The sequence below is a fragment of the Pedobacter sp. SL55 genome (assembly GCF_026625705.1).
Lineage (GTDB): Bacteria > Bacteroidota > Bacteroidia > Sphingobacteriales > Sphingobacteriaceae > Pedobacter.
In genome coordinates this window covers 4,318,817-4,337,737 of record NZ_CP113059.1, presented here as the reverse complement: position 1 = coordinate 4,337,737, position 18,921 = coordinate 4,318,817, and the positions used below count along the sequence as shown (strand labels likewise).

The following is an 18,921-nucleotide window of genomic DNA, read 5'->3' as shown; positions in this document are numbered from 1 at the left end:
ATAAAATAAATGATACAACAAATGCCTTGGGAAGATCGTCCCGCTAATTCTAAAGACGTAATGTGGCGTTACTCAGCCAACCCAATTATTCCACGTAATTTATTGCCAACATCAAATAGTATTTTTAATAGTGCAGTTGTACCTTTTGGGAACGCCTTTGCTGGTGTATTTCGTTGTGATGATACTAACAGACGCATGCGTTTACATGTAGGATTTAGCGATGATGGTATTAATTGGAACATTAAAGAAGAACCACTAAAGTTTATTTGCGATGATAAAGAAATAGGCGAGTGGGTATATGGTTACGATCCGAGAGTTTGTTTTATAGAAGATAGATATTATGTGACTTGGTGTAATGGTTACCACGGGCCAACTATTGGAGTGGCATGGACAACCGATTTCGAACATTTCTATCAATTAGAAAATGCTTTTATTCCATTTAATCGTAATGGAGTAATGTTTCCTCGTAAAATTAATGGCCGTTACGCCATGTTAAGCCGCCCTAGCGATAACGGACATACACCATTTGGAGATATTTTTTATAGCGAATCTCCCGATATGAATTTCTGGGGCAAACACCGTCATGTGATGGCTCCAGCTCCATTTGAACAAAGTGCATGGCAGTGTACCAAAATAGGGGCAGGACCTATACCTATAGAAACGAGCGAAGGTTGGTTAATGATTTATCACGGTGTGCTACAATCGTGTAATGGCTTTGTCTACAGTTTTGGCTCTGCATTATTGGATATCGATGAACCCTGGAAAGTTAAATACCGTTCTGGACCTTATCTTATTTCGCCTCAAGCTTATTACGAGTGTGTAGGGGATGTTCCTAATGTATGTTTCCCCTGTGCTTCGCTACACGATGAGGCAACTGGGCAAATAGCTGTATATTATGGTTGTGCAGATACCGTTACCGGTTTAGCCTTTGGTTACATCCCCGAAATTATTGAATTTACAAAGCGTACCTCAATCGTATAAACGATATGAAATTGAAAAATCATTTCAAAGCAACTAAGTTGTATTGGCTGGGCGGCATGTGTGTGATGGGATTGCTAGTAGTTTTTGCTTCTTGTAATAAACAAAAAGCTAATAGTTTCTCTCAATATGTAGATCCATTTATTGGTACGGATGGTCATGGTCATGTTTTTATGGGGGCTAATGTGCCGTTTGGCTTGGTGCAATTAGGGCCAACACAAATAACCCACGGTTGGGATTGGTGTTCAGGCTACCATTATTCAGATTCAACCATTGTAGGTTTTGGTCACATGCACCTAAGCGGAACAGGTATTGGCGATTTGGGAGATATTTCATTGATGCCTGTAATGGGCGACGTAAAACTAACCAAGGGTTCTTTGCCTGACCAAAAAAGTGGTTTGTACTCTTTCTTCTCTCATGAAAAGGAAACTGCTAGACCTGGATATTACGCAGTTCATTTAGATCGCTTCGGTATTGATGTCGAGTTAACCGCTACCAAACGTGTAGGTTTCCATTCCTATACCTTTCCAAAATCTTCTGAAAACCCTGCTGTTGTGATAGATCTCGAAAGAGGTATCGGTTGGGATAAACCGACAGAAGCGTTCATTAAAATGGAAAACGACACTACCATATCAGGTTATAGATATTCTAAGGGTTGGGCCAAAGATCAACGTGTATATTTTATCGCTGTATTTTCTCAACCCATAAAAAAGTTTACCATATTAGATACCATTCGCATGAGTGATACCCAGAAAGAGGAAATGCGTAGCATATTTGGTAAAGTTAATTTTGATAAAAACTTATCTGATCCACTATTGGTAAAGGTGGCTTTATCTCCCGTAAGTGTAGAAAATGCTGCAATGAACCTTCGGGCTGAACTGCCGCACAGCAATTTTGAGAAAGTTGTTGCTGATGCTGATGCTGCTTGGAATGAACAATTAGGTAAGATTGAGGTAGAAATGTCTAATGATGCAGACAGGAGGTTGTTTTATACATCTTTGTATCACACCATGATAGCACCATCGGTATTTGGTGATGTAAATGGCGACTATAGAGGGGCTGACTACAAAGTTCATCGTGATAGTTCTTTTACCAATTATACCACATTTTCTTTGTGGGATACGTATAGAGCGGCACACCCACTAATGACCATTATCCATCCCGAGATGGTAGAAGATATTGGTAAAACGATGTTGAATATTTATCAGCAACAAGGAAAGTTACCGGTTTGGCATCTCATGGGTAATGAAACAGACTGTATGGTAGGTAATCCAGGCATTCCAGTATTGGCCGATTTGATTTTAAAAGGCTATAAAGTGGATGAGCAACTTGCTTTTACAGCAATGAAAAAATCAGCCACTTTAGATGACAGAGGCATGAACTGGTTAAAACAGTACGGCTACGTTCCTTACGATAAAGAAAAGACTTTTGAAACTGTTGCGAAAGGTTTAGAATACGCACTGGCAGATTGGGCTGCAGCAAAAATAGCAGAGCGTTTGGGTAAAACAGAAGATGCGAAATATTTTAATCAACGTTCAAAATCGTACCAAAAATATTTCGATAAAAAGACACAGTTTATGAGAGGCTTGTCTTCTACAGGTGTTTTTCGTGAACCGTTTAACCCATTTCACTCCGTACACATGGAAGACGATTATACCGAAGGCAATGCTTGGCAATACACTTGGTTGGTACCACATGATGTGCCTGGGTTGATTAACTTGTTCGGTGGAGAAAAAGCATTTGTTGCTAAGCTAGATTCACTGTTTGTGGTAAAGGGAGACATGGGCGAGAAAGCATCTAATGACATTACTGGTCTTATCGGCCAATATGCTCATGGTAACGAGCCTAGTCATCATATCACTTACCTTTATCCGTATGTTGGGCAGCCTTATAAAACGGCAGAAAAAGTAAGATATATTCTTTCAGAGCTTTACCATGATAAACGTGATGGACTTTCGGGAAATGAAGACGTGGGGCAGATGTCTGCATGGTATATTCTTTCTTCACTCGGTTTTTATCAGGTAGCTCCAGCTGGGGGTATTTATGTTTTTGGGAGCCCTTTGGTAAATAAAGCAACCATAAAAGTAAAGAATGGAAAAACTTTTACCGTTATAGCTAAAAACAATAATAAAGAGAATATCTACATTCAATCTGCTAAGTTAAATGGAAAGACTTATAGCAAGTCGTTCATCAAATTTGAGAATATGATTGCAGGTGGAACTTTAGAGTTCGAAATGGGGAATAAACCTTCAAAAACATTTGGAGTGGCTAAAAAAGACAGACCGTAACAGATCATAGAATATAGATAAAAATGAAACGAAGAAACTTTATTAAGAACGCAGGAATTGCCACTGCGGCATTTTATATCGGAAATACTAAGGCGTATGCGCTTTCATCTGATTTTAAAGAAGTAAGAACACCCTTAAATAAACGTCACTTTAATAGCACTGCTATTGAACAGGCCATTGCGGAGTTCAGTAAAAATGTAAAAAATAAGGAGTTGGCATGGCTGTTTGGGAACTGTCTTCCAAATACATTAGATACTACGGTAAATTTTAGCGTCAAAAATGGAAAACCCGACACTTATGTAATTACTGGCGATATTGATGCAATGTGGCTAAGAGATAGTACCGCTCAAGTTTGGCCTTATCTCCGTTTCGTTAAAAAAGACGACAAACTGCGCTCACTTATAGCTGGTGTAATTAACAGACAAACCACTTATATCCTTAAAGATCCTTATGCCAATGCTTTTTACGACGATCCGAACAAGTGGGGAGAATGGAAAGACGATAAAACGGATATGAAACCAGGTACGCATGAGCGGAAATGGGAGATAGACTCTTTATGTTATCCTATTCGTTTGGCCTATCATTATTGGAAAGAAACTGGCGATACCAGTTGTTTTGACAAAGAGTGGGAGCATTCGATCAAAGCCGTATTAAAAACATTTAAGGAACAGCAACGTAAAGACAGTTTAGGACCTTATCATTTCCAACGTACTACATTTTGGGCCACTGATGGTGTGCCGCTAGAAGGCTATGGATATCCAGTAAAACCTGTTGGACTTATTTGTTCTACTTTTAGACCGAGCGACGACGCCACAATTTTTCCCTTCCTTATCCCTTCTAACTTTTTTGCCGTAGCGAGCCTTAAACAAGCTGCCGAAATGCTTAAAACCATTAGCAAAAACAATAAACTTGCAGAAGAGCTTATTGCATTGGCATTAGAAGTGGAAGAAGCCCTTAAAAAGCATACTATAGTTAATCATAAGAAATATGGAGACATCTATGCTTACGAAGTAAATGGGTTTGGAAGTTATAGCTTAATGGATGATGCGAATATTCCGAATTTGTTAGCCCTGCCTTACTTGGGAGCTGTTGAACTGAATGATCCGATTTATCAAAATACCAGAAGGTTTGTTTTATCTGAAGATAACCCATTCTACTTTAAGGGTAGCGAAGGCGAAGGATTAGGTAGCCCACATACTGGATTGGATAGAATTTGGCCAATAGGATTGGTGGCCCAAGGTTTAACAAGCCAAAGTGACGATGAGATACGAATGTGTATTAAAACCTTGCAACAAACACACGCAGGGACAGGTTTTATGCATGAGTCGTTCCATAAAGATGAGCCTTCAAAATTTACCAGATCGTGGTTTGCTTGGGCAAATACTATTTTTGCCGAGTTTTTATGGAAAGTATACCAGAAAAACCCTAAACTTCTTTCTTGATGAAAGGTAAATATAGATGTGATAATATTTTTGATGCTTTAATGTGTGTAGATTTAAGCTAAATTGTGCTGAGATAGCTTGATATACAGCTATATCCAATGTTGTTTTGATGAAAAAAATAATAAAGAGAAAATATTTACCAAGTCTTACCATGTTTTAATGAAAAAAAGCTTGGTAACGTGAGTTCGGGATAATAGAAATAGGCTATTTGCCAGCGATAGCCTCTCAAATCTCCGTTCCGCTAATTTTCGGTCTCCTATTTTATTCCTAGTTTATATAGTTTCAATGGTGTTCAAGAACGCTAACGCGGTTTTCGGGTCGCACCGATAAGCCAAAGCAATTGCTTCGAAAGAAACCTGCGGAGCAAGCATGAAGACAAATAAAACAAATACTAAAGCGGAATAAATAGGCAACCGAGAGTTTATCAGCAAAGCTGATGAGCTCCGTAAACTCTGGTTTTGTTAATTTTGCGGTCAAACCTGAGCATAGCGAAAGCTTGAATACCGAAGAAAACAAAATAATAAGCATGAAAAATTAAGAGCCCAGCGGCGGCGAGCTAAGAAAACAGGTCAAATACTAATTAGACAAAGTTAGAGGGTAACGCTTAACCCGAACTCACGTTTGGTAGATAGGATTAAAAAATAAATTCGTAAAAATGAAAATTCTCTATATCGTTTATTTTGGAATAAGGTGTTGTTGTTCTCTGAGCAGATTTGTAAACTAAGGCCCGACTACAATCATAGTACTTAACGTAAATTATGGGTTTTTGTAGTTGTTTATCAATGGTTTATGTTTTTGGTTGTATTGGGGATGGTCGTCATTTCTGTAAATGACAAATCAAGACCCAAACTCACGTTACTTATTGAACAGTTTGGAACGTAAGGGGATGGATAGTATTCCCAAAATACACAATCCGCACCAGCGTTTGTCACTTTTTATCTCCTTATCCACCAATAAGAAACAGGTGGCCTTATCAGTTAAAAATTATAAATTGAAGAATAACTGCTTTTGAGTTTATAGGTTTTCGCTATTGCTATCAACCTACGTTTTCTTATTATTGTATTCAAATGTAAATTTTAAGACTGTGGGTTAAATGCAGATAAGAAAAAGTTGCTTTCTGTTTTTTTTATTGTTAATAGGTGCTAGTCAAGCTTTTTCACAGCTGTCATTTGATCATCTCACTGTATCCAATGGTTTGTCGCAGAGCACGGTGCTTTCTATTGCCAAAGATAGCCGGGGCTACTTATGGTTTGGTACTAGAGACGGCCTTAACCGATATAATGGTAAAAGCATTAAAGTTTACAGGCACGACGATCAGAAAAATACCTCCATCAGTGCCGACGATTATATCTACACCATTGTAAAATCAAAGGACAACAGCCTTTGGATAGGTACCCAACGTGGACTAAACTACTATCAGCCAAAAACAGATGCTTTCGAAAAAATATACCATAATCCCAAAGATCCGTCTAGCCTTAGCAGCAATGCTGTATTAAGCGTTTGCGAAACTAAAAACGGACAAGTGTGGTTTGGTACCAACCAAGGCTTAAGCATGTTGGCCAATGCCAAATCCCGTAAATTCAAAAATTTTAAACTTAAAGACGGATTGGCGGGTAATGAAATCTATTGCATTTTTGAAGATAGTAAGCAGCATATTTGGGTAGGCACAACTACGGGGCTCACTCAAATAAAATCGTTAGGCAAGGAGAAATTTCAGTTCGTTAATTTTTTTACAAATCCAATGATCCCAATAGCTTAAGTGGAAATTCGATCAAAACAATAGTGGAAGATAAGGAGGGAAAGATTTGGATTGGCACCGAGCGCAACGGTATCAGTGTTTACGATCCTGAGCAGCGTACCTTTTCGCATATCCAGCAAAATTCATTAAGCAATAACTTCATTAGAAAAATCATCATCAGTAAAGAGGGTAAGTTTTGGATTGCCACCATGAACGGACTAAATATTTATGATCCGAACAGTGGGAGGTTTACCGTTTATAAGCACGATTCCGAAAACAGAAAAAGCTTGATTGATAATTCTATCAAAGACCTTTATGAAGATGAACATGGTTCGGTATGGATTGGAACCAATTTTGGCGGCATTAGCGTAGCCCATAAAAATGCCGTACCTTTTGAGGTGTATAAGTATAGCAAGTACCGCAACAGTATCAGTAATGATATCATTAGTGTAATTGGCGGGGTAGATGGCCAACATATTTTGGCAGGTACAGAAGGCTCGGGTATTGATTACATGAATACCCAAACCGGTACTTTTAAAAACTTTAGCAACCAACCCAATAACGCTGCAAGCATCAACTCTAACAATGTAAAAGCCATTTTTAAAGATCAAAAAGGCTTGTTGTGGATTGGCCTTTATGAAGGAGGTTTAGAGCAATTTGATTTGGCCAGTGGCACCTTTAAACATTTTAAGCCTAACCCAAAAGACAGTAACAGCATTAGCCACGGTTATGTGAGCAGCATTGCACAAGATCAGCAGGGAAGATTATGGATCGGGACCTCATCAAAAGGAATTAACCTCTACCATTACGATAAGCAAAATTTTACAAAGGTAAATACCAAGTCTAGTGGGTTAAAAATTAGCAGCGATTACATACGCGTAATGCTGGGCGATACCAAGGGCAACCTTTGGGTAGGGGCGGCCGATGGACTAAGCATTTTAAGAAAAGGTAAAAATCGGTTCGAGCGTTTTTATAAAGATAAAGATGGCCTACAATCAGACTATATCAATTGCATTTTAGAGGATAACCAACAACAAATATGGATTGGCTCGCATCGGGGTGGTTTGGCCAAATACCTGTCCAAGCAAAATAAATTTGTTACCTACAGCACTAAAAACGGACTGCCAAGTAATAATATCGCCGCCATGGCGCAAGATAATGAAGGCAATTTATGGATCAGTACCGATAGGGGATTGTCTAAGTTTAATGTGAAGCAGGGCAATTTTAAGAATTACTATGTAAGCGACGGACTACCAAGTAACGAGTTTAGCTATAATGCGGCTTATAAAGCACCCAATGGCACTTTGTATTTTGGCAGCTACAATGGTTTGGTAGCTTTTAAACCGCAAAATATATCAATTAACCAAGCCGCACCTAAAATTATATTTACCGCTCTGCGTTTGTTCAACAAAAATGTGGAGGTTGGCGGCGAAGATGGCTTGCTGGAAGAAGACATTTCATTTGCGCCAAAAATTACTTTTAGTGCTAACCAAAATATTTTTACCGTAGATTTTGTGGCCCTCAATTATATTAAACCAGAGCGCAACAAATATGCCTACAAACTAGAAGGATTTGAAGATAACTGGAACGAAGTTGGCATTCCATCTGCAACCTATACCAACCTGCCCGCTGGAACTTACCATTTATTGGTAAAGGGCAGCAATAACGATGGATATTGGAATAAAACCCCCGCAAGGCTAGAAATAAAAATATTGCCGCCACTATGGCAAACTTGGTGGGCATACGTGCTGTACGCCGTTGTACTTGCATTGATTTGGTATTACATCAATAGGTTTTTAAGGCGACAAGAACGTTTAGAAACCGAACTGTATTATGAGCACCTCAATTATGAGCAACAGCAGCAATTACATCAGCATAAGCTAGAATTTTTTACCAGGATATCTCATGAAATCCGCACGCCACTAACCTTGATCTCGGCGCCAGTAGAGAAATTAATTCATTTAACGCAAGACAATACTTTGCTAAACGCCCCTTTAAAAGGGATCAAGAGCAATACTGATAGGCTGTTAAGATTGATTAAGGAACTGCTAGATTTTAGGAAAATAGAAACCGGAAATTTACAATTAAAGGTTGCCGAGGTAGATTTGGTAACTTTTGGCAGTGCCATTTGCCAAGCCTTTAAAAGTCAAACTGCTGATAAGGAAATTGATTTTAGATTTGACCATCCATTACAGCCTGTTAAAGCATTTATAGATGCTTCGCAGATGGAAAAAGTATTGTTTAATTTGCTGGCCAATGCATTAAAGTACACTCCTAATCGTGGCAGTATTACGCTCAGCGTAGAAGAACTGGCCAACCACATTCAAATTAAGGTTCATGATACGGGTACAGGCATTTCTTCGGAGCATTTAGCTCATATCTTTTCAGATTTTTATCAGATAAAAGGCGAAAATGCCCAAACTGGATGGGGCATAGGTTTGGCCTTAGTTAAGGATATTGTTGACATGCACCAGGCCCAAATCAGCGTTCAAAGTAAAGTGGCAACAGCAGATGAAGAAGGGTATACCGAGTTTTGCATTTCGATGTTAAAGGGGAGTGCGCATTTCTCGGCCCAAGAGTTGGCAGCAGCAAGTATGACCGAGCACAATGAAGTTACAGCGATAGAATTGCCATTGGCAGAAAGTAATGTCGTAACTACTTCGGTTGATGACCTACCTCCACATGCAAAGCACATTTTGGTAGTAGAAGATAACGATGAGCTACGAGAGTTCATTGTCCAGTCGTTACAACACAGCTACAAAATAACGGGCTGTACCAACGGTTTGGCAGGTTTGGAATATGCCGTAGAAAACCTGCCAGATTTAATTATCAGCGATGTGACCATGCCTATAATGAACGGTAATGAGCTTTGCAAGCAGATCAAGACCGAAGAGCGCACCAACCATATTCCGGTAATTATGCTTACGGCTATGGCTGCCCACAACCACCAAATAGAAGGTTTGGAAGCTGGCGCCGATGTTTACATTACCAAGCCGTTTAGTGTACAGGTTTTAGAGTTAAATATTAAAAATATATTGCTATCAAAAGAGGTGCTTAAGGCTAAGCTTCATAAGCAACTGCTGTTAACGCCGGCCAAAGTAGAGGCGCAATGTCCCGAAGAAAAGTTTTTAGCCAAACTGATGCAGATTATAGAAAACAAAATGGAAGATCCAGATTTTAATGTAACTGCTTTGGTAGATGAAATTGGAATGAGCCAAACGGTACTCTACAAAAAAATAAAGGCATTAACCGATCTTTCCATTACCGATTTCATCAAGTCTATTCGTTTAAAACGAGCAGCTCAATTGTTAACCGCTGGTCAGTTGAGTATTGCAGAGGTAGCTTATTCGGTTGGTTTTAATGATAGAAAGTAACTTTAGCAAAGAGTTTAAGAAACAATTTAGTGTAGTACCATCTGATTACAAAAGCTAAAAATGAAGCAAATTAAAATGTTACCCTTCTAAAACCAATTTGGCCTCCTGTTTTTTACTTACTTAATGGATATTTGGACTAATAAGAACTTTTCGTCTAGCCAAAATAAATCATGAGAAAATCGATTTACTATATTGCTTTTTGCTTTTTTCTGTTTCCTACGCTAAGTTATGCACAGGCAACCTATCCTTTTGGTACCATTCTCAAAAAAGTATATGCCGATCAGGGTAAGAATGCAAACAATGTAAATAAACCTGCGCAAACCGACTTTGAAAGTATAAGAACTGACGGTTCTTGGGCTGATGTTAACTATGAGGATAAATCTACTACAGCTTGGCTACCTGTTAAACACCTAGAGAAAGTAAGCGATTTGGTTTATGCTTACAGTACCGCAGGTAGTGCTTTTTATCAAAATGAGAAAGTATATCAAGCTATTGTAAATGCTTTAAAACTGTGGTATGCTAAAGATCCAAAAAGCAGCAATTGGTGGCATAACGAAATTTCTGTACCACAAAAATTAGGGCTTTTGTTGGTAATAATGACTTCGGCAGCGCAACAATTACCAGATGATTTGCAAAGCCAGCTGATAGAGCGCATGAAACGTGGAGATATGGTAAGCAAAACCGGCGCAAATAAAACCGATATCGCCATGCACTATTTTTATAGGGCTTTGTTAACGGAAGACACGAAGCTCTTGGCAGAATCGCTGACCGAGTTTTTTAAACCTGTGAGCTTGGTAGAGGGGGAAGAGGGCCTACAGCACGATTTTTCGTATTTACAGCACGGTCCACAGTTGTACATTGGTGGTTATGGCAATGTTTTTTTGGGTGGAGTTATTAAAATTGCCAATTATGTGGCAGGTACCCCTTATGCGTTAAGTAAAGAGAAATTGGCACTGTTATCCACGTTTTATCAAAACACATATTTAAAAACATTTAGAAATAGGTATACAGATTTTAATGTAGAAGGACGCGGGGTTTCTAGGCCCAATAATTTACGTAAACCTTCAGAAAAATACCGTTTAAACGCTATGAAAACCATAGACGCCGCCAATGCTTCGCTATGGGAAAACGAGCGGTTAAGGGTAGATAGTGCTGCCGGCGCCGTGATTACGCCTTACCATCAACATTTCTGGAAAGGAGATTATACCGTACATGTGCGTCCTGAGTATAATTTTAATGTGCGTATTAGCAGCAAACGCACTAAACGAGCAGAGGCTGGAAACAATGAGAATTTGTATGGTAAATACTTATCTGATGGGGCCACCAACTTGCAGCTCAATGGCCCAGAGTACTATAACATTATGCCCGTTTGGGAATGGGATAAAATTCCGGGGGTTACAGCGGCAGACCATGCAGAAGATGTGAAAATGACGGTAAATTGGGGCGAAACAGGCACCAACGAATTTGCGGGAGGTGTTTCAGATGGCATATATGGCGCAACAGCCTATCAGCTAGATTACGATGGCGTTAAAGCAAAAAAAGCTTGGTTTTTCTTCGATAAAGAAATTGTAGCGCTTGGTGCCGATATCAAATCAAAAAATGAAGCACCTATTGCTACTACCCTTAACCAAACCTGGTTGTTGGGGGCGGTTAACACATCGGCTGGTGCCGTAAAAAAAGGAGAATTGAAAAACTTAGACCTGCCCCCTGCAAGTTGGGTACAACATAATGGAGTTTTTTATTACTTCCCAGAGCAAAGCAAGGTAACTATGAGCACGCAGTTACAGCAGGGCAACTGGAATAAAATTAATCAAACGCATAGCAAAGAGAATGTTGCTGGCGATGTATTTAAACTTTGGATAGCGCATGGTGTACAACCCGACACGGCAAGTTACCAGTACATTGTGTTACCTGCGGCTAAAAACATCAAAAGCTTTGATCCTAAAACCATAGCTATTGTGAGTAATAGCACTCAAAACCAGGTAGTTTATCACGAGCAGTTAAAAATATTACAAGCGGTATTTTATAGTGCTTCAACGGTGGTTGCTAATGGTTACGAGATAAAAGCCGCAAAGCCTTGCATCATCATGTGGAGAGAGGGTAAAGGAAATGAAAAGAAGTTGTATGTGGCAGATCCGCTGCAAACAGAAAGCGCAATTCAGCTACAAATCAAAAATATCAAAACAGGAAAGTTGGTTGAGCTGGCCGTTGCCATGCCTGATGGTGCGTATAAAGGCTCGTCAAAAGAAGTAGCTTTTTCGCTATAGGCGAAAGCAGTGGTTTTAGTAGCAAACCCGAAAAGCTGCGGGGTACAACCAATTTGTACCCCTAACAAAACTATTCAATATCCCCATTACAATGGTATTGCGTCTTACTTTCGTTAAGTAATTGAGCGTATTCGTTTGCTAACCAAATAGCCTTTTCAAAAGGGAAAGAGTTTAATCTATTGAGCTACTTTTTATATGGTATTTGCTAAGCAGTCTGATGCTCGATTACCTAATTAACCTAAACTAATTTCTAACTAAATAATTATGAAATAGCCATGATTGCCGAAACACCATCACAAATGAATATAATCTGGCTATTCCATATGACAACTGAAAATAAAATTAAAAACATATGAAAAAACAATTACTTTTAATCTTTGGTATGCTATTTAGCATCAATTTTTTGTACGCACAATGGGCCAATAATGGAGAATGGAATTACGGTTTAACCACCACGCCAAGTACTTTCAGTACGGTAGGTACAAATTCATCATCAAATGCTACCACGGCTGGTTTTTTGCCGCTAACCCCAAGTGGTAATGCCGGAGTTTACTTGAACGCGAGCGCAGCATCTGGAAGCTTTAGCCTAACCAACGACAACAAGTTAATCGCTCAACTTCCTACGGCCAGTTTCGCTCGTTTTTCGGTAAATAGTGTTACTAGTGCCACAGATGTGGTGATTAATTCATTTAAGATTAAGTTTAGTGGCGCAATCAATACTGCAGATGCTGGCAATTATGTTTATGCTATTGGCAAACATTCTGGCAATTTATTTAACCCAGCTAGTAATAACAATGTGTTTAGGAGCAGTGCCGAGTTGTTTACTGCATTAAGATGGACACCTATTGCTACGGCAAACTCTACAGCCATTAGGTTCGAGTACAGGCTAGGAAGCGATGCCTCTAGCACTACTACTTACACTACAATAGATCAAACAACTTTTGTTAAGGGAGGAGAATACGATGTAGATGTGTATTGTAATAATTCATCGGCTGCTAAAACTTATACCGTTAGCGCTACACCTTATTCGCTTCCGGCTAATTCCTATCACATTTGGGTTAATGGCAGCAAAATAGGCGCAGATTTTCCTCGTTCGGTAGAGGTTACTGGTAGTGGGGGCTTGGCAGGCGGAACTTCTATCGCTTTCGCAAATGGAGATGCAATCAACTCATTCTTGTTTACGGGTAACGGAGCTGCGGGTGCTGCTGGAAATATTACCTTGTCTAATTTAAAATTAACTTACCTACTTACCACTACGCCAGTAAATTTAATTTCTTTTACAGGGAAAGTTTTGAGTAATGGTATGGAGCTAAACTGGATTACTGCTTCTGAGCAAAATAACGATTACTTTGAATTGTTAAGGGCTAGCGATGGGAAAAACTATACCTCGTTGGGTAAAATTACTGGTAAGGGAAATTCAAATGAAGTGAGTAGATATGCTTTTACAGATCGTAACCCAAATGTTGGCTACAATTACTACCAGCTAAAACAAGTAGACAAAGATGGTACGGTTCATCAAATAGAAGAAACTGTAGCCTTAAAATATAGCTTAAACCAGCAAGATGATTTTAAGGTGTTTTCTAAGGATAATATTTTGAGTGTAGCCATTAACGCCGCTAATGCTAGTGTAGCCGATTTTTACGTGTATGATACCAATGGTAGAAAATTAACACAAACCAAGCTGAAATTAAATACCGGTAACCATACCTACGTGGTAGATGCAAGTAATTTGCCCAAGGGTGTATTGGTTGCTAGAATAAGCGCTAAAGATGGGGCTAGTAGCGTGAAATTTTTGAGATAAACCTTAGTCTTTTAGCTAAAAAGGATGCCAAAGCGTGGTTTTTGGCATCCTTTTTTGTTTAATAATTTCCAGATTGATTGATACCTGACTTTAAATTTATCAACCCATAATCGTTATTGAAAACGCCACCACCAACGGCGTTAAAGTTAGCGACATTCAAATTACTTCCATTGAAGCTAATGGTGCCATTAGGGAGGATGTTTCCTTCTATTCTAATCGAGTATTCTGATACCGATGTGCTATTTCGCCAGTAGCCAATGCCATGGTAAATGTCATTTATAGCAGATGCAATATTAATTTGGTTGTTCAGCACTTTTACGTAATCTAAATACGGAAATGCTGGTGTATTATCGTAAGTGTACAGTAGAATGCCAGAAGTGTTCAACGTATTGTTAGAGATGATGATATTTTGTCCATTGCGGGCTTTAATAGCACCGCCGTCTGCGTTAGTAGGCCAGCCGCTAATGGTGTTGTTGTGAATGGTAACACCATTAAAACTGTGGGCATAAATGCCATGGTCGGTTTGTAAAAGATCTGAGTTTAGCGCCGTATTTCTGTTAATGGTATTGCCTTCAATTAATGAGTTGCTTTGGCTGTTATCGTTAATTGCCGTAACGAAATATCCCGTGCTACCGCCATTCCCGAAGGTGCAATTGGTAATTTTGCTGTTGGTGGTTCCGCTACCAATCCAAATGCCACGGCCACTGTTGTTTACCCTTCGGGAGAAAACACAGTTGTTAATTAGCGGCAGGTCCGAATTGTTGAATTGTACATAAGCATCCGAATAATAATTTTCATCGGTACCAGTTTTTCTAACCCCATAATCGAAAATACAGTATTTTGAAGGTAGTTTTAGAAGAGCCATTAATCACAAAACGGATGTTCCAAAACGTAATGCCAGAGAAGGTGCTGTTGCTTAAATCTGTGGTATAGCTAAGCGCTAAAAGTTGTGCCGTGCTTCCAGTGGCATCAAAAATTGGATTGGTGCTGGTTTTCTTTGCCATGGTTACACCAGCCTTCATATTAATTCTGCCAGTAATGTTATAAGTGCCAGCTTCTACCCAAACGGTATCTCCTGCATTGGCAGCGGCAATTACTTGGTTCATTTGGGCCAAAGTCATTCCGGTAGTAATGGTTAGGTTGGTAACAGTATTAGTTTGGCTCAATAGTTTAGCACTTTCGGTAGCCACGTTTTCTGTCAATACGCTTTTGGTACAAGCGGTTATGCCAAAGCCCAAGAAGGCCATTGCCATAAGTAATTTCATGTTATTCATTTTTTTTTTAGTTTATAGGTTGGTTTTAGTTAGCATTAAATTTACAACACTACGGGAAGCGTAAGGGGATATAAATTAGCTTAAAAGGGGATGCTATTTAGCTGATGAACTAATGACCAATGAGCCAATAACCAAATAACCAACATCAAATCATCAAATATCAGCGGTGAAATCTGCGGGCATCTGCGGGAGAAACAGTTAGCGGTTGCAAGTTATCAATGAACCAATAACCAATAACCAATATCAAATCATCAAATATCAGCGGTAAAATCAGCGAATATCTGCGGGGGAACAGTTAGCGGTTGCCAGTTATCAATGAACGAATGAACCAACATCAAATCATCAAATATCAGCGGTAAAATCAGCGAATATCTGCTGGAGAAACAGTTAACAGTTGCCAGTTATCAATGAACCAAAATCTGCGGGATATAGACAAATGAACTAATGACCGATGAACCAATTAACCATATTCATCAATATAAATTAATTATTACCCTTATTTTAACTGATTGTTACCCCCTACAAACCCTAGTCTTATTCATAAATTTGAAAAGATGATTTAGCACAATTAAAACCACGCTAATTGATCTAACCAAATAATATAAACTATAAACAATATGAGGAAAGTCTTTATTTTTCTTTTGGTACTATTCACAAGCATGCAGCTTTTTGGGCAGGCCACCAGACAGGTAACGGGTACGGTAAAAGATTTCGACACCGGCGAACCACTTGTGGGTGCTAGTGTTACCGTTAAAGGAAAAACCCTAGGAGCGGTTACTGATTTGAACGGAAAGTTCTCCATTAAACTAGCCGATAATGATGAAACGTTGGTGTTCAAATTCATTAGTTACGTAGCACAAGAAATTACGGTAAAAGGAAAATCTACTGTAGAGGTAAAGTTAAAAACAGATAATGTATCGCTAAACCAAGTGGTAGTGGTTGGTTATGGCGAGGTGCAGCGTAAAGATTTAACGGGTGCAGTAGGTTCGGTAAAAATAGAAGATTTACAGAAAGCTCCCGTAGGTTCTGCCATAGAGGCATTGGCAGGTAGGGTAGCAGGCGTGCAGGTATCGTCAGAAAGTGGCAAGCCTGGAGCAGGCGTTAATATCATTGTACGTGGTGCTAACTCTTTAACTCAAGATAACTCTCCGTTATATGTAATAGATGGTTTCCCGATGGAAGAGGCAAACGCCAGTATTTTAAATCCTGCGGAAATAGAATCTATCGAAGTTTTAAAAGACGCTTCTTCTACAGCTATTTACGGTGCCAGAGGTGCCAATGGCGTAATTATGATTACCACCAAACGTGGTAAAGAGGGAGCGCCAACCATCAGTTACAACGCTTATGCAGGCGTGCAAAAAATCATCAACAAAATAGAATTGATGGACTCGTACGAGTATGTGAAATTACAAGCCGAAAGAGATCCGATAGGTATTTTAACCAATTATTTAAGAGATGGCAGAACGCTAGATTATTATCGTAACGTAGAAGAAATAGATTGGCAGGACAGGCTCTTTCAATCTGCACCAATGCAAAGCCACAATATTTCTGTAATGGGCGGTACTAAAAACACCAAATATTCAGCTTCTGGCAATATTTTCGATCAAGAAGGGATTTTGATAAACTCTGGTTTTAACCGCAAGCAATTCAAATTTACGTTAGACCAAACCTTTACAGATAAATTTAAAGTGGGCTCTTCGGTAATGTACACGGGTGCTAAAACCTATGGTGCTAATCCAGCAACACCCGACCAAAATTACTCGGCAATGAATTATCTGATGTACAGCGTTTGGGGTTATAGACCAATTTCTTTCAGCGGTTTAGAATTAGAAGATTTACTGACCGATCCAGATTTGAGCGCAGACGATGGTAGAAACGATTTCCGTGTCAACCCAATTCTTTCTGCAAAAAACGAACTTCGACAAACCTTCGAAAACCGTTTGGTAGCTAATGGCTTTGCAGAATATGCCTTTACCAAAAGCTTAAAATTTAAAGTTACGGGTGGTATTAACAATGTCGCTTACCGACAAGAGACTTTTAACAACTCACAAACCAGGTACGGTTATTTTGGCAGTACCGAGAAAGTAAACGGTGGTTTGCTGTACACCAATAGCAATACTTGGCAAAACGAAAATTTATTAACCTACAACAAAAGAATTGGTCAACACAATTTAAACGCCGTTGGCGGATTGATTTTTCAGGAAAACAATTACAAAAGATACGGCTTGAGAGCAACCCAATTACCCAACGAAGTTTTAGGCTTAGCAGGTTTAAGTCAAGGTATTTCGCAACCAGTAACGTCAATTAACAGCGAATGGTCGTTGATGTCTTACTTGGGTCGTATCAACTACAATTACAAGTATAAATATTACATCACAGCATCATTTAGAGCAGATGGTTCTTCTAAATTTAGAGATGGTAACAGATGGGGATATTTCCCTTCTACAGCCTTGTCTTGGAGAATTATTAATGAAGATTTTATTAAAAAATACAAGTTCATTTCTGATGCAAAATTAAGAGTAGGCTATGGCGTAACGGGCAATAACCGCGTAACCGATTATGCCACTTATGCGCAAATGAATTTCGATAATACCAATGGTAATTTTAACGGATATTATTCTTTCAACAACAGTTTAGCACAAGGCGTGTTCTTAAGTTCGTTGGCTAATCCAGATTTAAAATGGGAAACCACCGGCCAAAGTAACATTGGTTTAGATTTAGGTTTTTTTAAGCAACGCCTTACCATCACGGCAGATTACTACAAGAAAATAACCTCTAACTTGCTGTTAAACGCACAACTTCCTTATTCTACAGGTTATTCGGCCGCATTTAAAAACATTGGGAAAACTTCTAACGAAGGTTTTGAGCTAAGTTTTACAACAGAGAATGTCAAAACAAACAACTTTAATTGGACAAGCTCTTTTAATATCGCCTTTAATAAAAATAAAGTGTTGGAGCTTACAGAAAACCAAGAAAGTTTAATTAGTACGGTAGGTTGGGATCAAAACTACCGCGAACTGCCAGGTTATATCGCCAAAGTGGGGCAGCCTTTAGGCCAAATGTATGGCTTTATTTGGGAAGGCGTTTATCCTTATTCAGATTTTGATCAATTGCCAAGCGGTGCTTATCAGCTCAAATCAAATGTGGCTACCAATGGTAATACGCGGTCATTAATTCAGCCTGGAGATATCAAATACAAAGACTTAAATGGCGATGGCGTGGTAGATGACCTAGACCGTACCGTAATTGGAAGGGCTTATCCAATACATCAAGGTGGGTTTAGCAATAATTTCAGGTACAAAAACTTCGATTTGAATGTGTTTCTACAGTGGTCGTACGGTAACGATGTAATGAACGCCAACCGATTATTGTTCGAAGCAGGAAACAAGCCTTACCTGAACCAATACGCTACTTTTTCTGATAGATGGACACCTGAAAATACCAACACCACCATGTTTAGGGTAAATGGGCAAGGGCCTAATGCATACTCAAGCCGCATTGTAGAAGATGGTTCTTACCTGAGGCTTAAAACGGTTGATTTAGGCTACAGATTGCCTTCGGAATTGGTAAAACGCATCAAGTTAAAATCGGCAAGGTTTTATGTATCGGCACAAAACTTATTTACACTTACCAACTATTCTGGCTACGATCCAGAAGTGGCGGTATATTACACGCCTCTCACACCAGGATTTGATTATTCATCTTATCCTCGTCCTAAAACATTTGTGTTTGGTTTAAATGTAACCTTATAAGCAGGCA

The 18,921-nt window shown here is 39.2% G+C and carries 10 protein-coding genes; 8 read left to right on the top strand and 2 right to left on the bottom strand.

What is annotated here, in order from left to right; all coding sequences use genetic code 11:
* The first annotated feature begins 9 nt into the window (after positions 1 to 9).
* From OVA16_RS19475 to OVA16_RS19445, 7 genes are all read left to right on the top strand, one after another.
* Positions 10 to 981 carry a glycoside hydrolase family 130 protein gene (locus OVA16_RS19475; RefSeq protein WP_267762675.1) on the top strand — a complete coding sequence of 324 codons (972 nt, stop codon included), beginning with the start codon at positions 10 to 12 and terminating at the stop codon, positions 979 to 981.
* Between the two features lie 5 nt (positions 982 to 986).
* Positions 987 to 3,266: a GH92 family glycosyl hydrolase gene (locus OVA16_RS19470; protein ID WP_267762674.1), complete on the top strand. Its 2,280-nt coding sequence runs from the start codon at positions 987 to 989 to the stop codon at positions 3,264 to 3,266.
* Between the two features lie 23 nt (positions 3,267 to 3,289).
* A complete protein-coding gene (locus tag OVA16_RS19465; RefSeq protein WP_267762673.1) occupies positions 3,290 to 4,708 on the top strand; it encodes a glycoside hydrolase family 125 protein in 1,419 nt (472 codons plus the stop codon).
* A gap of 1,195 nt (positions 4,709 to 5,903) precedes the next feature.
* Positions 5,904 to 6,467 carry a ligand-binding sensor domain-containing protein gene (locus OVA16_RS19460; RefSeq protein ID WP_267762671.1) on the top strand — a complete coding sequence of 188 codons (564 nt, stop codon included), beginning with the start codon at positions 5,904 to 5,906 and terminating at the stop codon, positions 6,465 to 6,467.
* Between the two features lie 23 nt (positions 6,468 to 6,490).
* A complete protein-coding gene (locus OVA16_RS19455; RefSeq protein WP_267762670.1) occupies positions 6,491 to 9,820 on the top strand; it encodes a hybrid sensor histidine kinase/response regulator transcription factor in 3,330 nt (1,109 codons plus the stop codon).
* Positions 9,821 to 9,990: 170 nt separating this feature from the next.
* A complete protein-coding gene (locus tag OVA16_RS19450) occupies positions 9,991 to 12,087 on the top strand; it encodes a polysaccharide lyase 8 family protein (protein ID WP_267762668.1) in 2,097 nt (698 codons plus the stop codon).
* Between the two features lie 352 nt (positions 12,088 to 12,439).
* The gene (locus OVA16_RS19445) at positions 12,440 to 13,888 is read left to right on the top strand and encodes a T9SS type A sorting domain-containing protein (RefSeq protein WP_267762667.1); all 1,449 of its coding nucleotides are present in this window, start codon (positions 12,440 to 12,442) and stop codon (positions 13,886 to 13,888) included.
* 58 nt (positions 13,889 to 13,946) lie between these two features.
* Here the strand turns inward: OVA16_RS19445 and OVA16_RS19440 are convergent, their stop codons facing one another.
* Together OVA16_RS19440 and OVA16_RS19435 are read right to left on the bottom strand one after the other, a co-directional pair.
* On the bottom strand, positions 13,947 to 14,753 hold the full coding sequence (locus tag OVA16_RS19440) for a right-handed parallel beta-helix repeat-containing protein (protein ID WP_267762665.1): 807 nt from the start codon (positions 14,751 to 14,753) through the stop codon (positions 13,947 to 13,949).
* On the bottom strand, positions 14,701 to 15,153 hold the full coding sequence (locus tag OVA16_RS19435; protein WP_267762664.1) for a hypothetical protein: 453 nt from the start codon (positions 15,151 to 15,153) through the stop codon (positions 14,701 to 14,703). The genes OVA16_RS19440 and OVA16_RS19435 overlap by 53 nt, the downstream gene beginning before the upstream one ends.
* A gap of 626 nt (positions 15,154 to 15,779) precedes the next feature.
* Here OVA16_RS19435 and OVA16_RS19430 point away from each other — a divergent pair.
* The gene (locus OVA16_RS19430) at positions 15,780 to 18,914 is read left to right on the top strand and encodes a SusC/RagA family TonB-linked outer membrane protein (protein ID WP_267762662.1); all 3,135 of its coding nucleotides are present in this window, start codon (positions 15,780 to 15,782) and stop codon (positions 18,912 to 18,914) included.
* Positions 18,915 to 18,921 lie beyond the last annotated feature (7 nt).